Annotated in this window: 14 protein-coding genes; 11 read left to right on the top strand and 3 right to left on the bottom strand. The window is 72.0% G+C overall.

From position 1 onward, the window contains the following. The first annotated feature begins 98 nt into the window (after positions 1-98). The 5 genes from ACGF3J_RS11490 to hflX all read left to right on the top strand — a co-directional run bounded on the left by ACGF3J_RS11490 (position 99) and on the right by hflX (position 7318). Positions 99-599, top strand: a complete 501-nt coding sequence (locus tag ACGF3J_RS11490) for a hypothetical protein (protein WP_393854039.1) — start codon at positions 99-101, stop codon at positions 597-599. Positions 600-668: 69 nt separating this feature from the next. Further along, on the top strand, positions 669-1553 hold the full coding sequence (gene dapF / locus ACGF3J_RS11485) for a diaminopimelate epimerase (RefSeq protein ID WP_393854013.1): 885 nt from the start codon (positions 669-671) through the stop codon (positions 1551-1553). Positions 1554-1769: 216 nt separating this feature from the next. Next, positions 1770-4001, top strand: coding sequence for a RelA/SpoT family protein (locus ACGF3J_RS11480; protein ID WP_393854012.1), 2232 nt, complete (start codon positions 1770-1772; stop codon positions 3999-4001). Positions 4002-4076: 75 nt separating this feature from the next. Next, complete coding sequence (locus tag ACGF3J_RS11475; protein ID WP_393854011.1) at positions 4077-5678, top strand: M1 family metallopeptidase; 1602 nt, start codon at positions 4077-4079, stop codon at positions 5676-5678. Positions 5679-5824: 146 nt separating this feature from the next. Further along, positions 5825-7318 (top strand): GTPase HflX, encoded by a 1494-nt coding sequence (gene hflX, locus ACGF3J_RS11470; protein WP_161331577.1) that lies wholly within the window; start codon positions 5825-5827, stop codon positions 7316-7318. 104 nt (positions 7319-7422) lie between these two features. On the opposite strand, the gene ACGF3J_RS11465 is transcribed toward hflX, so the two are convergent. Next, positions 7423-8640, bottom strand: coding sequence for a trypsin-like serine peptidase (locus tag ACGF3J_RS11465; protein ID WP_393854010.1), 1218 nt, complete (start codon positions 8638-8640; stop codon positions 7423-7425). Between the two features lie 65 nt (positions 8641-8705). Then, positions 8706-9932, bottom strand: a complete 1227-nt coding sequence (locus ACGF3J_RS11460) for a serine protease (RefSeq protein WP_161331579.1) — start codon at positions 9930-9932, stop codon at positions 8706-8708. Positions 9933-10224: 292 nt separating this feature from the next. Here ACGF3J_RS11460 and ACGF3J_RS11455 point away from each other — a divergent pair, with 292 nt between their 5' ends. The 4 genes from ACGF3J_RS11455 to ACGF3J_RS11440 all read left to right on the top strand — a co-directional run bounded on the left by ACGF3J_RS11455 (position 10225) and on the right by ACGF3J_RS11440 (position 16506). Beyond that, positions 10225-11541 (top strand): aminotransferase class III-fold pyridoxal phosphate-dependent enzyme, encoded by a 1317-nt coding sequence (locus ACGF3J_RS11455; protein ID WP_393854009.1) that lies wholly within the window; start codon positions 10225-10227, stop codon positions 11539-11541. Positions 11542-11586: 45 nt separating this feature from the next. Beyond that, positions 11587-13590: an IucA/IucC family protein gene (locus tag ACGF3J_RS11450; protein WP_393854008.1), complete on the top strand. Its 2004-nt coding sequence runs from the start codon at positions 11587-11589 to the stop codon at positions 13588-13590. Between the two features lie 95 nt (positions 13591-13685). After that, positions 13686-14345 carry a GNAT family N-acetyltransferase gene (locus ACGF3J_RS11445; RefSeq protein ID WP_393854007.1) on the top strand — a complete coding sequence of 220 codons (660 nt, stop codon included), beginning with the start codon at positions 13686-13688 and terminating at the stop codon, positions 14343-14345. A gap of 166 nt (positions 14346-14511) precedes the next feature. Continuing rightward, entirely contained in the window at positions 14512-16506 is a 1995-nt protein-coding gene (locus tag ACGF3J_RS11440; RefSeq protein ID WP_393854006.1) for an ATP-dependent DNA helicase, read from the top strand. 121 nt (positions 16507-16627) lie between these two features. Here ACGF3J_RS11440 and lexA read toward each other — a convergent pair whose 3' ends face one another. After that, the gene (gene lexA, locus ACGF3J_RS11435) at positions 16628-17407 is read right to left on the bottom strand and encodes a transcriptional repressor LexA (RefSeq protein ID WP_161328806.1); all 780 of its coding nucleotides are present in this window, start codon (positions 17405-17407) and stop codon (positions 16628-16630) included. Positions 17408-17968: 561 nt separating this feature from the next. Between lexA and nrdR the strand changes: the two genes are divergently transcribed. Next, positions 17969-18526 carry a transcriptional regulator NrdR gene (gene nrdR / locus ACGF3J_RS11430; RefSeq protein WP_161328807.1) on the top strand — a complete coding sequence of 186 codons (558 nt, stop codon included), beginning with the start codon at positions 17969-17971 and terminating at the stop codon, positions 18524-18526. A gap of 167 nt (positions 18527-18693) precedes the next feature. Continuing rightward, positions 18694-21597, top strand: coding sequence for a vitamin B12-dependent ribonucleotide reductase (locus ACGF3J_RS11425; RefSeq protein WP_393854005.1), 2904 nt, complete (start codon positions 18694-18696; stop codon positions 21595-21597). The last annotated feature ends 46 nt before the right edge of the window (positions 21598-21643 follow it).

The following is a 21643-nucleotide window of genomic DNA, read 5'->3' as shown; positions in this document are numbered from 1 at the left end:
GGCATCGGGACGCCCCGGCCGTCATCCCGGCCTCCGACGGCGTGCCATCATCGAGCTTCGATCGACCGAGTGAGTCCTAGTTGGGAGGGCGCGTGGCGATGGAGGCCGGCCCTCGCGACACCGCACCGAGCACCGAGCACGGCACCGCCGGCACCGGTGGCCCGGAGCCGGACGGACCCGCCCTGAGCCCCGACGGCCCCGACGAGACCCCGCAGGGCGTGGCGGCCGACGGCCCCGAGCCCGACGCGATGTACGGGGACGAGGTCGAGGTCGAACTGCGGCCCCAGCGGCGACTGCGGATCTGGCAGCTCGCGCCCATCGTCTGCCTGGCCGCCGTCGGCTCCCTGATGTTCGCCTTCCCCCTCGCCTTCGACTTCGGCGACAGCGGCGCCGTGATCGCCATGCTGGGGCTGCTGATCTGCTCGTGCGCGGCCGGCTGGGGCATGATGGCCGCCCGCCGCGTCGGCTACACCTGGCCCGGCCTCCCGCAGCGCGGATCCGGGCGCCGCGCGGACTGGCGGATGATCACCGTCTACGCCCTGGCGGTCGTCGCGATCGTCGTCCTGGCCGTGTGGCGGGTGGCCCGCCTGCGGGGCTGAGACCCCCGCCCGCACGCACCCCCACGCTCCCGCTCCCGGCTCGTCGTACCCAACCCGTACGATCGAGGAATGAGCACGCGGATCGCCTTCCTCAAGGGTCACGGCACCGAGAACGACTTCGTGATCGTCCCGGACCCGCAGAACACCGTCGACCTGCCCCCCGCCGCCGTCGCCGCCCTGTGCGACCGCCGCGCGGGCGTCGGCGGTGACGGACTCCTGCACGTGGTGCGGTCCGCGGCGCACCCCGACGCCCGGGACATGGCGGCCGAGGCGGAGTGGTTCATGGACTACCGCAACGGCGACGGCTCGGTCGCCGAGATGTGCGGCAACGGCGTACGGGTCTTCGCGCGCTACCTCCAGCGCGCCGGGCACGTCACCGAGGGAGACCTCGCCGTCGCCACGCGCGGGGGTGTGAAGACCGTGCACCTCGCCAAGAACGGCGACATCACCGTCGGCATGGGCCGCGCGCTGCTCCCCGAGGGCGACGTCGAGGTGAGCGTCGGCCAGCGCCACTGGCCCGCGCGGAACGTGAACATGGGCAACCCGCACGCGGTCGCCTTCGTCGCCGACCTCGACCACGCGGGCGACCTGTACACCGCGCCGCCCGTCGGCCCGGCCGCCGCCTACCCGGACGGGGTCAACGTCGAGTTCGTCGTCGACCGCGGCCCCCGCCACGTCGCGATGCGGGTGCACGAGCGCGGCTCCGGGGAGACCCGCTCCTGCGGCACGGGCGCGTGTGCCGTCGCCGTCGCCGCCGCGCGCAGGGACGGCGCCGACCCGGCGGCCACCGGGACCCCGGCGACCTACACCGTCGACCTGCCCGGCGGCACCCTGGTGATCACCGAGCGCCCCGACGGCGAGATCGAGATGACCGGTCCGGCAGTGATCGTCGCGGAGGGAGAGTTCGACTCCGCATGGCTGGAAGGGGTACTCGCCACGACGACGGCCGGGTGAACCACAGCCCGGTCCATGACACTCAGTACGAAAACGTAAACCCTCGGCTCATCGCTCGAATGGGTGATCCGTTTCACGCTCGGCGAGAGGCGGTCGGCCGCACGTGGTGGGCTCGATAGCATCAAGCACCGGCCCGGACGGGGGACCGACACCATCCCCTGAGCCGTGTCCGCCCTGGGATACCCCGTCCGCCGGTTTACGCAGCCGGAGGTGCCCATGAACGCGGAGGCCGTGAATCCAGCGAGCCCCGGCCCCGTGACGCCCGCGAGCGTCGGCCCCGTCGCGCCCGCGGCGGCCCGCAGAAAGGCCCGCCCCCGGATCGATCTGCGCCGCCTCGGCCGCGCCGCGCTGCGCGGCTCCACCGCCCGCGGCCGGCTGCCCGACGCCATCGGCCACGTCGTCGAGGCCCACCGCGCCCACCACCCCGACGCCGACCTCGACCCGCTGCGCCGCGCCTACGTGCTGGCCGAGTCCTCGCACCGCGGCCAGATGCGCAAGAGCGGCGAGCCGTACATCACCCACCCGCTCGCCGTGACCCTGATCCTCGCCGAACTCGGCGCGGAGACCACCACCCTGACCGCCTCGCTCCTGCACGACACCGTCGAGGACACCGACGTGACGCTCGATCAGGTCGGCGAGGAGTTCGGCGCCGAGGTGCGCTACCTCGTCGACGGCGTCACCAAGCTGGAGAAGGTCGACTACGGCGCCGCCGCCGAGCCCGAGACCTTCCGCAAGATGCTCCTCGCCACCGGCAACGACGTCCGCGTGATGTCGATCAAACTCGCCGACCGGCTGCACAACATGCGCACCCTCGGCGTGATGCGCCGCGAGAAGCAGGAACGCATCGCCAAGGTGACCCGGGACGTCCTCATCCCGCTCGCCGAACGGCTCGGCGTCCAGGCGCTCAAGTCCGAGCTGGAGGACCTCGTCTTCGCGGTCATGCACCCCGAGGAGTACGAGCACACACGCGAGCTGATCGACGAGAACGCCGCCCGCGCGGACGACCCGCTGGCCGAGGTCGCCGAGGACGTCCGCAAGGTGCTGCGCGAGGCCGACATCAACGCCGAAGTCCTCATCCGGCCCCGCCACTTCGTCTCCCTGCACCGCGTCTCCCGCAAACGCGATCCGCTCCGCGGCGCCGACTTCGGACGCCTCCTGGTGCTCGTGCAGGAGGACGCCGACTGCTACGCCGTCCTCGGTGAACTGCACACCTGTATGACGCCCGTCGTCTCGGAGTTCAAGGACTTCATCGCCGTCCCGAAGTTCAACCTGTACCAGTCGCTGCACACCGCGGTGGCCCGCGCGCAGGACGGCCAGGTCGTCGAAGTCCTCATCCGCACCCACCAGATGCACAAGGTCGCCGAGGCGGGCGTCGTCGCGCTCGGCAACCCCTACGCCACACCGCCGGAGGAGCAGACCGCGAGCGACGGCGAACGCGCCGACCCGACGCGCCCCGGCTGGCTCTCCCGGCTGCTCGACTGGCAGCGCGGCGCACCCGACCCCGACACCTTCTGGTCCACCCTGCGCGAGGACCTCGCCCAGGACCGCGAGATCACCGTCTTCCGCCCCGACGGCGGCACCCTCGGCCTCCCCGAGGGCGCCACCTGCGTCGACGCCGCCTACGCCCAGTACGGCGAGGATGCGCACGCCTGCATGGGCGCCCGGGTCAACGGCCGCCTGGCCACCATGAGCACGGTGCTGCGCGACGGCGACGGCGTGCAGCTCCTGATGGGCCAGGACCCCGCCTCCGAGCCCGACGGCGACTGGCTGGAGCACGCCCACACGCCCGCCGCGCGGATCGCCATCCAGCGCCGGCTGGCCGCGCGTCCGGCGCCCACGTCCGCCGACCCGGAGACCGAGGCGGCAGCAGAGGCGGAGACAGAGGCAGCGGCCGGGAACCCGGCACGCGCCGCCGCCCCGGCCGACGACGCCCCCGCGCCCGCCGCACGCCCCGCGGCCGACGCGCCGGAGGGCCGCCCCGGCTCGGGAGCCGCTTCCCCCGATGTACTGGTCGACACGCCGGGCGCGACCGTCCGCCTGGCCGGCTGTTGCACGCCCGTGCCGCCGGACCGGATCACCGGCTTCGCCGTCCGCGGGGGAGTGGTGACCGTGCACCGCGCGGAGTGCCCCGCCGTGGCCCGCATGACGAGCGCCGGGCGCCCCGAGGTCGATGTGCGCTGGGGTGACAGCACCGAGTGCCGGGTCACGCTGCTCGCCGAATCGTTCGGCCGCCCGCACCTCCTGGCCGACCTCACCGAGGCCATGGCCCTCGAGGGCGCCGAGATCGTCTCGGCGACCGTCGAGCCCCCGGACCGGCAGCGGGTCCGCCACACCTACACCGTGCTGCTCCCGGACGCGGCCCGGCTGCCCGCCCTGATGCGCGCGATGCGCGACGTGGCCGGGGTGTACGACGTCAGCAGGTCACAGCCGCAGCCCACCGGGGCCTGAGTGGGACGTACCCGTTCGGGTGCCCCGGGCGCGCGCCGTCACCGCCGGGCACGCGCGCGCTGATAGCCGTGAGGGATGCCGCACACCCCTCACAGCGCTCACACCGCTCACGCCCCTCAGCCCCCGCATCCACGGCCCCGGGTACGCTCCCGCCGTCGACTCAGGGCGGCGGCGCTGCTCGCCTCCGCCGTCTCCGTCTGCCTGGTCGCCGCAAGCGCCCCGCCGGCCCCGCTCGGCGTCGGCGACCGCCTCTACCCGCACCTGGGCAACCCCGGCTACGACGTCACGGCGTACGACCTCTCCTTCACCTACTCGGGCAGCAACACCAAACCGCTGAAGGCCGTCACCACCATCGTCGCCCGGACGACGGCCGACCTGGACCGGGTCAACCTCGACTTCGCCCACGGCAAGGTCGACTCCGTCGAGGTCGACGGCGAGCCCGCGGACTTCGTCACGGCCGGCGAGGATCTGGTCGTCACACCCGCGGAGGCCCTGGACGAGGGCGAGCGGACGCGGATCACCGTGCGGCACAGCAGCGATCCCGTCTACGCCGAGGACCGCCCGGGCGGCTGGGTGCGCACCGTCGACGGCCTCGCCATGGCCAACCAGGCCGACGTCGCCCACCTGGTCTTCCCCTGCAACGACCACCCCTCCGACAAGGCGAGCTTCACCTTCCGCGTCACCGCGCCCGACGGGCTCACCGCCGTCGCCAACGGACTCCCGACGGGCGTCGAGCGCACCGGCTCCTCGACCACCTGGACCTACCGGACCCGGCACCCCATGGCGACCGAGCTGGCCCAGGTCTCCGTCGGCCGCTCCACGGTGCTGCACCGCACCGGCCCGCACGGCCTGCCGGTACGAGACGTCGTGCCGACGAAGCACCGCGCGGCACTCGAACCGTGGCTGCGGAAGACGCCGGACCAGATCGCCTGGATGGAGAAGAAGGTCGGGCGCTACCCCTTCGAGACGTACGGCCTGCTCATGGCCGACGCCACCACCGGCTTCGAGCTGGAGACCCAGACGCTCTCCCTCTTCGAGCGCGAACTGTTCACGGAGCCCGGCTACCCCGCGTGGTACGTCGAGTCGATCATGGTCCATGAGCTGGCCCACCAGTGGTTCGGCAACAGCGTCAGCCCGGGCACCTGGTCCGACCTGTGGCTCAACGAGGGGCACGCCACCTGGTACGAGGCGCTGTACGCGGAGGAGACCGCGGACAAGCCCATGGCGGCGCGCATGAAGGCCGCCTACGGCGCCTCCGACGGCTGGCGCGCCAAGGGAGGGCCCCCGGCCGCCCCCAAGCCGCCCACTTCCGGCAGCAAGACCGGCATCTTCCGCGCCAACGTCTACGACGGTGCCGCCCTCGTGCTCTACGCGCTGCGCCAGGAGATCGGCCGGACCGCCTTCGAGCGCCTGGAGTCCGCCTGGGTCGACCGCCACCGGGACGCCAACGCCACCACCGCGGACTTCGTCCGGCTCGCCTCCGAGATCTCCGGCCGCGACCTCGGCGCCTTCTTCCAGGGCTGGCTGTACGCAGAGAAGACGCCGCCGATGCCCGGCCACCCGGACTGGAAGCCGACGGCCGCCGCCAAGGCGTCCGCGTCCCACAAGGCTCACGGGTCCCAGAAAACGCACGGGTCCCAGAAGGCCCACGGGTCCCAGAAGGCGCACGGCGAATAAGCCGGTGACGAGACGGCCCGTGCCGTGCGACCATCTTCGGGACGGCGCGGTGCGGGCCGCGGGAATCTCCCCGACGGCTCGTGCGTTGTGCAGAATGTCGCAGCCGAAGTACCGCGCGATTTCCTACCCAGCTACGTAAGGATCCAATGACCTCCTCTTCTTCCCCCTCCCAGGACACCAAGCGTCTCGAGCAGACCTATCCCGAGGGCCTCCGGGCCGATGCCCTGATGGAAGAGGACGTCGCCTGGAACCACGAGAACGGCTCGCAGTGGGACGGTGAGCAGTTCGACCGCTCCGACCGCGCGGCCCTGCGCCGCGTCGCCGGCCTGTCCACCGAGCTCGAGGACGTCACCGAGGTCGAGTACCGCCAGCTCCGCCTGGAGCGGGTCGTCCTCGTCGGTGTGTGGACCTCGGGCACCGTGCAGGACGCGGAGAACTCGCTCGCCGAGCTGGCAGCCCTCGCCGAGACCGCCGGCGCCCTCGTCCTCGACGGCGTGATCCAGCGCCGCGACAAGCCCGACGCCGCGACGTACATCGGCTCCGGCAAGGCCGAGGAGCTGCGCGACGTCGTCCACGACACCGGCGCCGACACCGTCATCTGCGACGGTGAGCTGAGCCCCGGACAGCTGATCCATCTCGAAGACGTCGTCAAGGTCAAGGTCATCGACCGTACGGCCCTGATCCTGGACATCTTCGCCCAGCACGCCAAGTCCCGAGAGGGCAAGGCGCAGGTGGCGCTCGCGCAGATGCAGTACATGCTGCCCAGGCTGCGTGGCTGGGGTCAGTCGCTGTCCCGTCAGATGGGCGGCGGCAAGGGCGGCGGCCTCGCCACCCGTGGCCCCGGTGAGACCAAGATCGAGACGGACCGGCGCCGGATCCGCGAGAAGATGGCGAAGATGCGCCGGGAGATCGCGGAGATGAAGACCGGCCGCGAGATCAAGCGCCAGGAGCGCAAGCGCCACAAGGTGCCCTCGGTCGCCATCGCGGGCTACACCAACGCCGGCAAGTCCTCGCTGCTCAACCGCCTCACGGGCGCGGGCGTGCTGGTGGAGAACGCCCTGTTCGCCACCCTGGACCCGACCGTGCGCCGTGCGGAGACGCCGAGCGGCCGGCTGTACACGCTGGCCGACACCGTCGGCTTCGTCCGGCACCTGCCGCACCACCTGGTCGAGGCGTTCCGCTCCACGATGGAGGAGGTCGGCGACTCCGACCTGATCCTCCACGTGGTCGACGGTTCGCACCCGGTCCCGGAAGAGCAGCTGGCCGCCGTGCGCGAGGTGATCAGGGACGTCGGCGCCACCGACGTACCCGAGATCGTCGTGGTCAACAAGGCCGACATGGCCGACCCGCTGGTGCTCCAGCGGCTGCTGCGGGTCGAGAAGCGGGCCATCGCCGTCTCGGCACGCACCGGCCGGAACATCGACCAGCTGCTCGCGCTGATCGACAACGAGCTGCCGCGTCCCTCGGTCGAGATCGAGGCGCTCGTGCCGTACACCCACGGCAAGCTGGTCGCCCGCGCCCATGACGAGGGCGAGGTGATCTCCGAGGAGCACACCGCGGAGGGCACCCTGCTCAAGGTGCGGGTGCACGAGGAGCTGGCGGCGGAGCTGACGCCGTACGTTCCGGCGCCCGCCCTCTGACCCGGGTACCGCGGCGCCGCAAGCGCGAAGAAGGCCCGCCCCCGCACATCGCGGAGGCGGGCCTTCGGTCTGCCGGGAGCAGGAGCCCCCGGCAGACCGCGCGGTCACTGGCCGCCGTACGTCTCGCTCATGTTCTGGTACATCGACCGGGCCTCCGGGCCCAGTTGCGGACCCGCCAGCCAGGTGTTCTCCAGCGGGCCGATCGAGGTGTTCGAGACCAGCTTGGTCTCGCCGTCCACGACCCGGAACCAGCCGCCACCCGACGAACCGCCGGTCATGGTGCAGCCGATGCGGTACATCGTCGGCAGCGACGGGCTCAGCGAGAGCCGACCCGGCCGGTCGAGGCACTTGAACATCTTCAGCCCGTTGTACGGCGCCGCGGCCGGGTAGCCCCAGGCACCCATACTGGGAACCTCGGTCGCCGAGGGGGCGGAGAAGTCCACCTCCAGCGCGGCACCGACCGTCTCCTCCAGGGACTTGCTCCCCTGCTCGGGCTTCACGTGCAGCACGGAGTAGTCGTACGCGGCCCCGTCGCCGCCGTTCTCCGAACCACCCTGGATCCACTGGTTCGACGTCGACGCCCAGTTCGCCCACCAGGTGCCGTACGGCGCCATCTCGGTGGTGGACGCGTCGGCCAGCTGCGCCTCGGACTTGCCGAGGTCGTTGTAGGACGGCACGAACGCGATGTTGCGGTACCAGCCGCCGCTGCCGCCGGCGTGCACGCAGTGGCCCGCCGTCCACACCAGGTTGGACTTCCCCGGGTGGTTGACGTCCTTGATGACGGTGCCCGAGCAGACCATCGAGCCCTCGGGGGAGTCGAAGAAGACCTTGCCCACCGGGGCGGCGTTGTCGTGGTACGGCGTCTTCTCGGCGACGGCCTCCACCGGGGCCGGTTCGGGGTCGGTGGCGCCCTGGTCGGCGGACGCGTCCTTGGTGGTGACCGTCTTGTCCGCCTCCTTCGCGGACTTCATCCGGTCAGGCTTCCACAGGCCCTCGATCATCGGGTTGACGAAGTCCTTGGCCTCGGTGAGCCACTTGTCCTTGTCCCAGTTCTTCCAGCCGCCGTCCTTCCACCGGTCGACGTCTATGCCCTGCTCCTTGAGCCGGTCCGCGACACCCGCGGGCAGACCGCCCTCGCCACCACCGGTGTCACCGGCGTCGGCGGCCTGCGAGGTGCCACCGCCGGGCTTGGCCGCGGCCTCGTCCTCCTCCGAGCCGCCGCAGGCGGTGGCGGTGAGCGCCAGCGCGGTGACGAGACCGGCGGCGGTGAGTGCGGTGCGCCGCGCGCGCCGTGGCGCGCCGGACCTGGGTGTAGAACGCATGCTGGGTCGACCCCCGTTGGAACGTGTGTGAGTGAACTTGATCTAGCGCGGTGTACGGGCCGCGCTCACTGCCCGGCGAACTTGCCGCTCACCGCGTCGAGCACGCCCTTGGCGCCCTTGTCCAGCCGCGGACCGGCCAGCCAGCCCGCCGTCACCGGACCGATCGAGGTGTTGGACACCAGCGCCGGCTTGCCGTCGGAGCCGGTCGCGACCCAGCCGCCGCCGGAGGAGCCGCCGGTCATGGTGCAGCCGATGCGGTACATCGTCGGGTCGGCAGCCTGGATGGACAGCCGCCCGGGCTTGTCCTGGCACTGGAAGAGCTTCTGACCGTCGTACGGCGGCGCGGCCGGGTAGCCGGTCGCCTCGATGCTCTCGACCTCGGGCACCGCGGGCGCGTCGAAGTCCACCGGCAGCGCCGCCCCGACCGTCTCCTCCAGCGACTTGCCGCCGCTGCCCTTCTCCGGCGTCACATGGATGACGGCGTAGTCGTACGGGGCCCCGTCACCGCCCGTCGCACCGCCCTGTTCGATCCACTGGTCCGAGGTCTGCGCCCAGTCGCCCCACCACACGCCGTACGGAGCGACCTCCTCCTTGGTGGCGTTCTGCAGTTGCTCGGCCGACTTGCCGGCGTCGTTGTACGACGGCACGAAGGCGATGTTGCGGTACCAGCCGCCCTTCTTGCCGGCGTGCACACAGTGGCCCGCCGTCCAGACCAGGTTGGACTTGCCGGGGTTGGCCGGGTCCTCCACCACGGTCGCCGAGCAGACCATCGAGCCCTGGGGGGAGTCGAAGAGCACCTTGCCCGCGGTGGCGGCGTTGTCGTGGTAGTTGGGCTCGACGGCCCGTGCCTCGACGGGCGCCGGCTCGGGGTCGGTGACGCCCTGGTCACCCGAGAGGTCGTTCTCGTCGACCTCCTTGCCCGGCTCCTCGGCGTCCCGCATGCGGTCCGGGTCCCACAGGCCCGCGATGATCGGGTTGACGTAGTCCTGCGCCTCGCGCAGCCAGTCGTCCTTGCTCCAGTCCCGCCAGGCGCCGTTCTTCCAGTCGTCGACGTCGATCCCGCGTTCCTTGAGCTTGTCCTTGATGTGGTCCGGGATCCGGATCCCGCCGTTGCCGTCCTCCGCGGCCGTCGCGGAGGCGGAGGCGTCGCCGCCCGCCTCCGGGTCCCCGGACTCGCACGCCGTGGCGGTGAGCGCGAGCGCCGAGACGAGCGCCACGGCGGCCGCGGAGGAGCTCCCGCGCCGTCCGCGCCCCTTTCCGCGCATGCTGAACGACGGACGTATGGATCGCATGGTGTCGACTCCCCCTGCTGTGAACGAACGTGGTGCCGCGCCGGTCGCTCCGCTGCCCCGGCCCGGTCTCCCGGACTTCCCGAACTCCGCGGAGCGGCGGCGACCTGGAACGGGACCACACACTATGCGCCGCCTGTGGGGGAGTTCCGACGGAACGGCAACGGTTCGGCCACAGCCGTCCGGCCGGCAAGGATCTTCGGGCAACCCGTAACCCCCGGCACGCGCCGCGGTTGCTAGCGGTGGGGTCCGTCGACGGATCGCGTCCGGACAGCGGGAGGTGGGGGAGACCGTGATGGGTTCCGCGCACGAGGTGATCGCGGCCGGCGGCGGGAGTGCCGTGCGCTTGTGTGCCCGGCCGGAGGGCGAGAGCGGAAGCGGGGGTGGGGGCGGGGGCGCTCCTAGGCGTCAGCCGGCCCGCGAGACCGCGGCGCGTACCTACGCGCGCGCCCTGCCGGTGGTGCCCGTGCGGGCCCGGGGGCTGACCATCGAGGACGCCGACGGCCGCCGCTACCTCGACTGTGCCTCGGGAGCGGGGTCCCTGGCCCTGGGGCACAACCATCCCGTCGTGCTGGAGGCGATCCGCGGGGTTCTCGACTCCGGCGCGCCCTTGCAGGTCATGGGCCTCACCACCCCGGTCGAGGACGCCTTCGTCACCGAGCTGCTGCGCACCCTGCCGCCCGGTCTCGCCGACCACGCACGCGTGCGCTTCTGCGGACCCGGCGGAACCGACCCGGTCGCCACCGCCGTCGCCCTTGTCCGCGCCGCCACCGGCCGGACCCGCATCGTCACCCTCACCGGCGCCCACCACGCGGCGGACGCCACTGCGTTCTGCCCGGCCGACGCCGGTGAAACGCCCGCCGGAGTGCTCCTCGAACCGGTACGTGGCGAGGACGGCGTCCTGCCCGTCCCCGACCTCTGGCTGCGCGACCTGCGGCGGAGCACGGCCGAAGGGTCCGTGCCGCTCATCGCCGACGAGACCGAGACGGGCGTCGGACGGACCGGTGCCTTCTGGGCGGTGGAGCACAGCGGAGTCACCCCCGACGTGCTGGTCCTCTCCAAGGCGATCGGTGGCAGCCTGCCCCTGGCCGCGGTGGTCCACCGGGCCGACCTGGACGGCGGACACGCCGCAGGGCCCGGGACCGCAGCCTTCCGCGGCAACCAACTCGCCCTGGCCGCGGGGGCGGCGACCCTCGCCCACGTCCGCGAGCACCGCCTCGCCGGGCACGCCGCCGTCCTGGGGGACCGCATACTGTCCCGACTGCGCGGTCTGGCCGAGGAGTTCGCGTGCGTCGGGGCCGTGCGCGGGCGCGGACTGATGATCGGCATGGAACTGACGGCGCCGGGCGACGGGTGCGAGTTCCCCGGCCGTGGCGGTGGCCGCGACACCGCGAGCGAACTCGCCGCCGCCGTCCAACGGGAGTGCCTGCGCCGCGGGTTGATCGTGGACCTGACCGGCCCGGCCAGGAACGTCGTACGACTGCTGCCGCCCCTGATCGTCACCGAGGAGCAGACGTCGGCGGTCCTGGAGCGCCTCGCCGACGCCGTGCAGGCGGTGGAGCGGGGCCTCGGCGACCACGGCCCGCCCCACCGGCCGCGCACCGCGCGCTGAGACCGAGAGCCGCCGCACCCACTCCCGTACGTCACGAGGACCGCGTTGCACACCACCCCCACACCCGATCCGGCCGGTACCCGCCCGCCCGCCACCCCGCCGGCGGCACTCGCCGCGAGGACGGTCCCCGCTCCGAGACCGGCGACCGCAGCGGCTCCGGCAGCGCCTGCCGGTGGGCCAACGCTCGGTGTGCCAACGCCCGGTGTGCCAACGCTCGGTGGGCCAACGCCTGGTGCGCCCGCAACGCCTGGTGTGCCGGAATCGGCTGATGTCCCGACGGCAGGGCACCACGCCGCAGCCCAGGCGGCGACCGTCGAGAACCTGCTCCGCTGCTGGGTCCGCGAGGCCGGCCCGGACGCTCCGGACGACGGCGACCTGCACATCCCGCTCCCGGCCAGCGGCACCGCCCTGGCCGTTCCCGTCCGCTACCGGTCCCCCACCGGACACCACCGCTTCGGCCTCCCGAGGCTGGCCGGCGCCCCGGCCTCGGCGCCGCCCGTGGACGCGGTCACGCTCGCCGCGCTGCTCGCGCGGGAGTCGTCCGGCGACCCGGGACCCGACGGCATCGACCTCGTCGCACGCGTGGCCGACTCCGTCCGCCGCACCGCCGTGTTCCTCCGCGACCGCGAGACAAGCCCCGACGGCGGCTCCCCGGCCGAAGCCGGCACCGACTTGTTCCTCGCCGCCGAGCAGGCGCTCCTCCTGGGGCACCCGCTGCATCCCACCCCCAAGAGCCGCGAGGGCCTCACCGAGGCCGAGGCCCGGCGGTACTCACCCGAACTGCGCGGCTCCTTCCCCTTGCACTGGGTGGCCGTCGCCCCGTCCCTCCTTGCCACCGACTCGGCCTGGACCGAGCGCGGCCGCCGGGTCACGGCGCCCGACCTCACCGCCCGCCTGGCGGCGGACGGGCCGGCGCCGCCGGACGGATACGCGCTCCTGCCCCTGCACCCCTGGCAGTTCCGCGCCCTGCGGCACCGCCCCGCGACCGCCGCGCTGCTGGACGCAGGGCTGCTCAGGGACCTCGGGGCCCGGGGCGCCCCATGGCACCCCACATCCTCGCTGCGGACCGTCCACCGCAGCGGCGCGCCCGCCATGCTGAAGCTCTCGCTGGCCCTGCACATCACCAACTCCCGGCGCGAGAACCTCCGCAAGGAACTCCACCGCGGCGTCGAGGTCCACCGTCTGCTGCGCGGCGGACTGTCCCGCCAGTGGCAGACCGTCCACCCGGACTTCGACATCGTCCGGGACCCGGCCTGGCTCGCCGTGGACGGACCGGACGGCGGTCCCGTGCGCGGACTCGACGTGGTCGTCCGGCACAACCCCTTCCGGCCCTCGGACGACGTGTCCTGCGTGGCCGGCCTCGTCGCGCCGCGACCGCACGCGCGGGTGGACGGTTCCGGCGGGCCGGAGGACACCGACGCCGGCGCCCCCCGCTCCCGGCTGGCCGGCCTCGTCACCCGACTCGCCCGGCGGACCGGCCGCACGCGCGGGGCCGTCGCCGCCGAGTGGTTCCTGCGCTACCTCCACCACGTCGTACGTCCCGTCCTGTGGCTGGACGCGCACGCGGGGATCGCCCTGGAGGCGCACCAGCAGAACACGCTCCTGCTGCTGGACGCCGACGGCTGGCCCGCCGGCGGCCGCTACCGCGACAACCAGGGCTACTACTTCCGGGAGTCCCACCGCGCGGTACTCGACGCCCGCCTGCCCGGGGTCGGCGAGCGGAGCGACACGTTCGTCGCCGACGCCGTCACCGACGAGCGCTTCGCGTACTACCTCGCGGTGAACAACGTGTTCGGGCTCATCGGCGCCTTCGGCTCCCAGCGCCTCGCCGACGAAGCGCTGCTGCTAGCCGCCTTCCGGCGGTTCCTGAGCGGGTCGGCCCCGGGTTCCGCCCCGCCGGGCGGTTCACTTCCGGGGCACCTGCTCGACTCGCCCGTCCTGCGCTGCAAGGCGAACCTCCTGACCCGGCTGCGCGGACTCGACGAACTGGTCGGCCCGGTGGACACCCAGTCCGTCTACGTCACCATCGCCAACCCACTGCGTGCCTGAGCGGGGCGCCGCCCCGACTCCAGCCCATCGAGCCCATCCAGCCCATCCCAGCCCCCTCCCCCTTCCGCCCCCTCCGTCCCCGAAGGAGCGCACCCTTGGTTTCCACCGACGCGAGCGCCGACGACACTCTCGACCTGCACCTTCCCGCGGAGTTCGTCGCCCTCTACGGGAAGGCGGGGGACGACGACCTGCTCGGCCGGGTCGCCGACTGGGGCCCGGCCGACACACCCGCGGGCGTGTTCCACCTGGTGCCCGTCCACGCCGAGCGGGACGCGCCGCTCATCGCCCGCTGGATGAACGACCCCGCCGTCGCCGCGTACTGGGAACTGACCGGGCCGCCGAGCGTGACGGAGGACCACGTGAGGGCGCAGCTCACCGGCGACGGACGCAGCGTCCCGTGCCTCGGCGTGCTCGACGGTGTGCCGATGAGCTACTGGGAGGTCTACCGGGCCGACCTCGACCCGCTGGCGCGGTACTGTCCCGTCCGGCCGCAGGACACCGGCCTCCACCTCCTGATCGGCGACGCCGCCTACCGCGGGCAGGGCATCGGGACCACGCTCATCCGGGCCGTCACCGACCTCGTCCTCGCCGCGCGGCCCGACTGCACGCGGGTCCTCGCCGAACCCGACGTCCGCAACGCGCCCTCCGTCGCGGCGTTCCTCGGCGCCGGGTACCGGTACTCCGCCGAGGTCGACCTGCTCGCCAAGCGGGCCGCCCTCATGATCCGCGAACGGGCGCCGCGCGTGTCACCGTGAAGCGCGGACCCGCCCCCCTGGGGCCGCATCCCCCCGTCGGCCAGTCGCCCGTCCCGGAGACACTCTTGCCCCACCCGTCCCCACAGCCCCCCGCATCGCCTCTCCCGTCCCACGAACCCGCCTTGCCCGCCCGATTGTCAGTGCCGGGTCGTAGGGTGGTCGCGCTATGACGAAGCCCTCACTCCCCGAACTCCTGCACGCCGCCGTCACCGCCGTCGGCGGCACGGAGCGTCCCGGCCAGGTGGCCATGGCCGAAGCCGTCGAGGAAGCCATCGACGGCGGCTCCCATCTGCTGGTCCAGGCCGGCACCGGCACCGGAAAGTCCCTGGGCTATCTGGTGCCCGCGCTCGCGCACGGGGAGCGGGTCGTCGTGGCCACCGCGACGCTGGCCCTCCAGCGCCAGCTGGTCGAGCGCGACCTGCCCCGCACGGTCGACGCGCTCCACCCCCAGCTGCGCCGCCGCCCGGAGTTCGCGATGCTCAAGGGCCGGTCGAACTACCTGTGCCTGCACCGCCTGCACGAGGGCGCTCCGCAGGACGAGGAGGAGGGCCTCTTCGACCAGTTCGAGGCCGCCGCCCCGACCAGCAAGCTGGGCCAGGACCTGCTGCGGATGCGCGACTGGGCCGACGAGACCGAGACCGGCGACCGCGACAACCTCACGCCGGGCGTCTCCGACCGGGCCTGGTCGCAGGTGTCGGTTTCCTCCCGGGAGTGCCTGGGCGCCACGAAGTGCGCCTACGGCGCCGAGTGCTTCGCCGAGATGGCCCGCGAGCGCGCCAAGCTCTCCGACGTCGTCGTCACCAACCACGCCCTGCTCGCGATCGACGCCATCGAGGGCGCCCCCGTACTGCCGCAGCACGAGGTGCTGATCGTCGACGAGGCGCACGAGCTGGTCTCCCGCGTCACCGGCGTCGCCACCGGCGAGCTGACCCCCGGCCAGGTCAACCGCGCCGTGCGCCGCGCCGCGAAGCTGGCCAACGAGAAGGCCGCCGACCAGCTGCAGACGGCCGCCGAGGGCTTCGAGCGGCTGATGGAGCTGGCGCTGCCGGGCCGCCTGGAGGAGATCCCGGAGGACCTCGGCTACGCCCTGATGGCACTGCGCGACGCCTGCCGCACGGTCATCTCGGCCATCGGCGCCACCCGCGACAAGTCCGTGCAGGACGAGGACGCGGTCCGCAAGCAGGCCCTGGCCTCCGTCGAGGCCGTGCACGACGTGGCGGAGCGCATCACGAACGGCTCCGAGTGGGACGTCGTCTGGTACGAGCGGCACGACCGCTTCGGCGCCTCGCTGCGGGTCGCCCCGATGTCCGTCGCGGGCCTGCTGCGCGAGAAGCTCTTCACCGACCGCTCGGTCGTCCTGACCTCGGCGACCCTGAAGCTGGGCGGGGACTTCAACGGGGTCGGGGCCTCCCTCGGCCTCGCACCCGAGGGCACCGAGGGTGACGACGTGCCCCAGTGGAAGGGCGTCGACGTCGGCTCACCCTTCGACTACCGCAAGCAGGGCATCCTCTACGTCGCCAAGCACCTGGCCCGCCCCGCGCGCGACGGCGACCGGGGCGACATGCTCGACGAGCTGACGGAGCTGATCCAGGCCGCGGGCGGGCGCACCCTGGGCCTGTTCTCCTCGATGCGTGCCGCCCAGCTGGCCGCCGAGGAGCTGCGCTCCCGCATTCCGGAGTACCCGATCCTCCTCCAGGGCGAGGAGACCCTGGGCGAGCTGATCAAGAACTTCGCGGCCGACCCCGCGACCTGCCTCTTCGGCACCCTGTCGCTGTGGCAGGGCGTCGACGTCCCCGGCCCCAGCTGCCAGCTGGTCGTCATGGACAAGATCCCCTTCCCGCGTCCGGACGACCCGCTGATGAGCGCGCGCCAGAAGGCGGTGGAGGAGGCCGGGGGCAACGGCTTCATGGCGGTCGCCGCCACCCACGCCGCCCTGCTGATGGCGCAGGGCGCGGGCCGGCTGGTGCGGGCGTCGGGCGATCGCGGCGTGGTCGCCGTACTGGATCAGCGGCTGGCGACGGCCCGGTACGGCAGCTATCTGAAGGCGTCGCTGCCCGACTTCTGGTTCACCACCGACCGCAATCAGGTCCGCAGGTCCCTCGCCGCCATCGACGCGAAGGCCCGCGAGACGGAGAGTACTCAGGAGACTGAGGGCGCCTGAGCACGGGCCTCGCGCAGCACGCGGGGCCCGGACAGCGCTGGGCCCCGGAACCGGCGCAGAGGTTCCGGGGCCCGGTCGGGTCGGCGGGGCGCTGTCGTCGCGTGCCCGCCCGCCGTGGCGCTCAGACGCGACGCAGTACGGCCACCACCTTGCCGAGGATGGTCGCGTCGTCACCGGGGATCGGCTCGTAGGCCGAGTTGTGCGGGAGCAGCCAGACGTGGCCGTCCTCGCGCTTGAAGCGCTTGACGGTGGCCTCGCCGTCGAGCATCGCGGCGACGATGTCGCCGTTCTCCGCGACCGGCTGGCGGCGGACCGTGACCCAGTCGCCGTCGCAGATGGCGGCCTCGATCATCGAGTCGCCGACGACCTTGAGGACGAACAGCTCGCCGTCACCGACCAGCTGCCGGGGAAGCGGGAAGACGTCCTCGACGGACTCCTCGGCGAGGATCGGGCCACCGGCGGCGATGCGGCCGACGAGCGGGACGTACGACGCGGCCGGCTTTCCCGCGGTGTCCGTCGGCTGCACGCTGGCCGCCTGGTCGGATCCGCGCACCTCGTAGGCGCGCGGGCGGTGCGGGTCGCGGCGCAGGAAGCCCTTGCGCTCCAGCGCCATCAGCTGGTGCGCGACGGAGGAGGTGCTGGAGAGACCGACGGCCTGGCCGATCTCCCGCATCGACGGCGGGTAACCGCGGCGCTGCACGGAGTCGCGGATGACCTCGATCACCCGGCGCTGCCGGTCGGTGAGCCCCGAGCTGTCCGCCCGGATGCCGGGAGGTCGGCCCGGTAGGGAGCGCTTGTGTCCCTCGGGACTCGCGGCGTCGCTCATCGCGTGCGCCGGCTCAGGTCGGCCCTGGGGGCGGTCCTGGCCAGTGATGGTGGCACTGTCGGCGGTGGTGGTCACGTCGGCCCCTCTCGATGGTCTCCCTGCTGCACAACGGTAGTAGCTTTCGAAAGGTTGCGCCAAACACACGTTCGAGTGAAAAAACGTGAATCGCTCGCTCGTACTGCGTGTCTGGGTGTATGGCTACCGCGGTGGCCTACGGGCAAAAACGCAACAAAAGGGCACATTGCTGTACTCTTCACCGCCGTGGTGACAACCTCGGGGATGTCGCCCCAGTCTGCCATCCGGCAGCCCGTCCGACGGGGTGGGGCCCGCATCTGTTGCGGTAGTCCCACGTCCCCTCCGCGCGGTGCCCACGCTATCTCCGCATGCCTCCCGGCGATACGCCCGTCCGGGTGTGCCGGGCTCGAGCGGGCATGTGCGTACGGAGACGACATGCGTGCGGGGCGTGTTTGTATGCGCCAATCCCCACATCTAGTGGTTGGATTGCAGCAGCAGCCCATAAGTTGTGGTCCCCCGGGTCTTCGGGCCCGCCGAGATCGCCTATGCTGGGGGCTGCTTCGAGAGGCCTGAAGGGCCTTTCGAGGCTATGGAGTCTGCTGTGAGGAGGGTTCGGAAGCCATGCACTGTCCCTTCTGCAGGCACCCCGACAGCCGTGTCGTCGACAGCCGTACGACGGACGACGGCACGTCGATCCGCAGGCGCCGCCAGTGCCCTGACTGCTCCCGTCGGTTCACGACCGTAGAGACGTGCTCGCTCATGGTGGTGAAGCGGTCCGGGGTCACCGAGCCGTTCAGCCGCACCAAGATCATCAATGGTGTGCGCAAGGCATGTCAGGGCCGGCCCGTCACCGAGGACGCGCTCGCCAAGCTCGGCCAGCGGGTCGAGGAGGCGGTGCGGGCCACCGGAAGCGCCGAGTTGACCACCCACGACGTGGGGCTGGCCATACTCGGCCCGTTGCAGGAACTCGACCTCGTCGCCTATCTGCGATTCGCCTCCGTCTACCGGGCGTTCAACTCGCTCGACGACTTCGAGGCCGCGATCGCGGAGCTCAGGGAGGCGGCGGGTCATCCCGGCGACGACGGCGACGGGGCCGTCGAGGGGAGCCGGGAGAACGAGAAGGATTGCGGGTCCGCGGGGGCGGCACAGGTCCCCGAGCCCGCCGGCGCCGCCGACTGACCGGCGGGCCGGACCCGGTTTCGGCGCCAGGGTCCGGCCGGGCGGCGGCGCGTCACGAAGACCTGCCGGGGACGCAGTGAGAGATGTCCTCGGCACCAGACAGAAACACCGTGCCACGGGAACAAACGCGGCACTTCAGGGCGTTTTCGCCCGTACAGGGAGGCGGCATGACAGAGACGGCGAGCGGTCCGGCACGGAGTACCCGCGCCAAGGGCACCAAGGCGGGTAAGGGACTCCGCGTCGAGCGCGTCCACACCACTCCCGGAGTTCACCCCTACGACGAGGTGGCCTGGGAGCGTCGTGACGTCGTCATGACCAACTGGCGCGACGGCTCGGTCAACTTCGAGCAGCGTGGCGTCGAGTTCCCCGAGTTCTGGTCGGTGAACGCGGTCAACATCGTCACCAGCAAGTACTTCCGGGGCGCCGTGGGCACCCCGCAGCGCGAGGTGAGCCTCAAGCAGCTCATCGACCGCATCGTGAAGACGTACCGGAAGGCCGGTGAGGACAACAAGTACTTCGCCTCGCCCGCCGACGCCGAGATCTTCGAGCACGAGCTGGCCTACGCCCTCCTGCACCAGATCTTCAGCTTCAACAGCCCCGTCTGGTTCAACGTGGGCACGCCCCAGCCGCAGCAGGTCTCCGCCTGCTTCATCCTGTCCGTCGACGACTCCATGGAGTCGATCCTCGACTGGTACAAGGAAGAGGGCATGATCTTCAAGGGCGGCTCGGGCGCCGGCCTGAACCTCTCCCGGATCCGCTCCTCCAAGGAACTGCTGTCCTCGGGCGGCAACGCCTCCGGGCCGGTCTCCTTCATGCGCGGTGCCGACGCCTCCGCCGGCACCATCAAGTCCGGCGGTGCCACCCGCCGCGCCGCCAAGATGGTCATCCTCGACGTCGACCACCCCGACATCGAGGACTTCATCCAGACCAAGGTGAAGGAAGAGGAGAAGATCCGCGCCCTGCGCGACGCGGGCTTCGACATGGACCTGGGCGGCGACGACATCACGTCCGTCCAGTACCAGAACGCCAACAACTCGGTCCGCGTGAACGACACGTTCATGAAGGCCGTCCAGGACGGCGGCAAGTTCGGCCTGACGTCCCGGATGACCGGCGAGGTCATCGAGGAGGTCGACGCCAAGGCGCTCTTCCGCAAGATGGCCGAGGCCGCATGGGCCTGCGCCGACCCGGGCATCCAGTACGACGACACCATCAACGCCTGGCACACCTGCCCGGAGTCCGGCCGCATCAACGGCTCGAACCCGTGCAGCGAGTACATGCACCTGGACAACACGTCCTGCAACCTCGCCTCGCTGAACCTGATGAAGTTCCTGAAGGACGACGGCAAGGGCAACCAGTCCTTCGACGCCGAGCGCTTCGCCAAGGTCGTCGAGCTGGTCATCACCGCGATGGACATCTCCATCTGCTTCGCGGACTTCCCGACCCAGAAGATCGGCGAGAACACCCGCGCCTTCCGCCAGCTCGGCATCGGCTACGCCAACCTCGGCGCCCTGCTGATGGCGACCGGCCACGCGTACGACTCCGACGGCGGCCGCGCCCTGGCCGGCGCCATCACCTCCCTGATGACCGGCACGTCGTACCGGCGCTCCGCCGAGCTGGCCGCGGTCGTTGGCCCGTACGACGGCTACGCCCGCAACGCCGCGCCGCACCTGCGGGTCATGAAGCAGCACTCCGACGAAAACGCCAAGGCCGTCCGCATGGACGACCTGGACACGCCGGTCTGGGCCGCCGCCACCGAGGCCTGGCAGGACGTGCTGCGTCTCGGCGAGAAGAACGGCTTCCGTAACTCCCAGGCGTCCGTCATCGCCCCGACCGGCACCATCGGCCTGGCGATGTCCTGCGACACCACCGGCCTGGAGCCCGACCTCGCGCTGGTCAAGTTCAAGAAGCTGGTCGGCGGCGGCTCGATGCAGATCGTCAACGGCACCGTCCCGCAGGCCCTGCGCCGCCTGGGCTACCAGGAGGAGCAGATCGAGGCGATCGTCGCCCACATCGCCGACAACGGCAACGTGATCGACGCCCCCGGTCTCGCGCACGAGCACTACGAGGTGTTCGACTGCGCCATGGGCGAGCGTTCCATCTCCGCGATGGGACACGTCCGCATGATGGCCGCCATCCAGCCGTGGATCTCCGGCGCGCTCTCCAAGACGGTGAACCTGCCGGAGTCGGCGACCGTCGAGGACGTCGAGGAGGTCTACTTCGAGGCCTGGAAGATGGGCGTCAAGGCGCTCGCCATCTACCGCGACAACTGCAAGGTCGGCCAGCCCCTCTCCGCCAAGACCAAGGAGAAGGAGAAGACCGAGGCCGACGCCGTCACGGAGACGACCGAGGCGGCCATCCGCGCGACCGTCGAGAAGGTCATCGAGTACCGCCCGGTCCGCAAGCGTCTGCCGAAGGGCCGTCCCGGCATCACCACCTCCTTCACGGTCGGCGGCGCCGAGGGCTACATGACGGCCAACTCCTACCCTGACGACGGCCTCGGCGAGGTCTTCCTGAAGATGTCCAAGCAGGGCTCGACCCTCGCGGGCATGATGGACGCCTTCTCCATCGCGGTCTCGGTCGGCCTCCAGTACGGAGTGCCGCTGGAGACGTACGTCTCGAAGTTCACCAACATGCGCTTCGAGCCGGCCGGCATGACCGACGACCCGGACGTGCGGATGGCGCAGTCGATCGTCGACTACATCTTCCGCCGCCTGGCGCTGGACTTCCTGCCCTTCGAGACCCGCTCCGCGCTCGGCATCCACTCCGCCGAGGAGCGTCAGCGCCACCTGGAGACGGGTTCGTACGAGCCCTCGGACGACGAGGTCGACGTCGAGGGCCTGGCGCAGTCCGCGCCGCGCGCCCAGGAGCTGAAGGCCGTCGCCACGCCGAAGGTCGAGGCCGAGGCGGTCAAGCCTGTCCCGCAGCAGGCGCACACCAGCGCCGAGCTGGTGGAGATGCAGCTGGGCATCCAGGCGGACGCCCCGCTCTGCTTCTCCTGCGGCACGAAGATGCAGCGGGCCGGTTCCTGCTACATCTGCGAGGGCTGCGGCTCGACCAGCGGTTGCAGCTGATCACTGAAGCCTGATCACCGTTGAGTAAGGGGCGTCCGCCATGGCG

The organism is Streptomyces sp. NPDC048171, from assembly GCF_043202655.1.
Taxonomy (GTDB): Bacteria; Actinomycetota; Actinomycetes; order Streptomycetales; family Streptomycetaceae; genus Streptomyces.
This window is presented reverse-complemented; position numbering and strand designations above follow the sequence as displayed.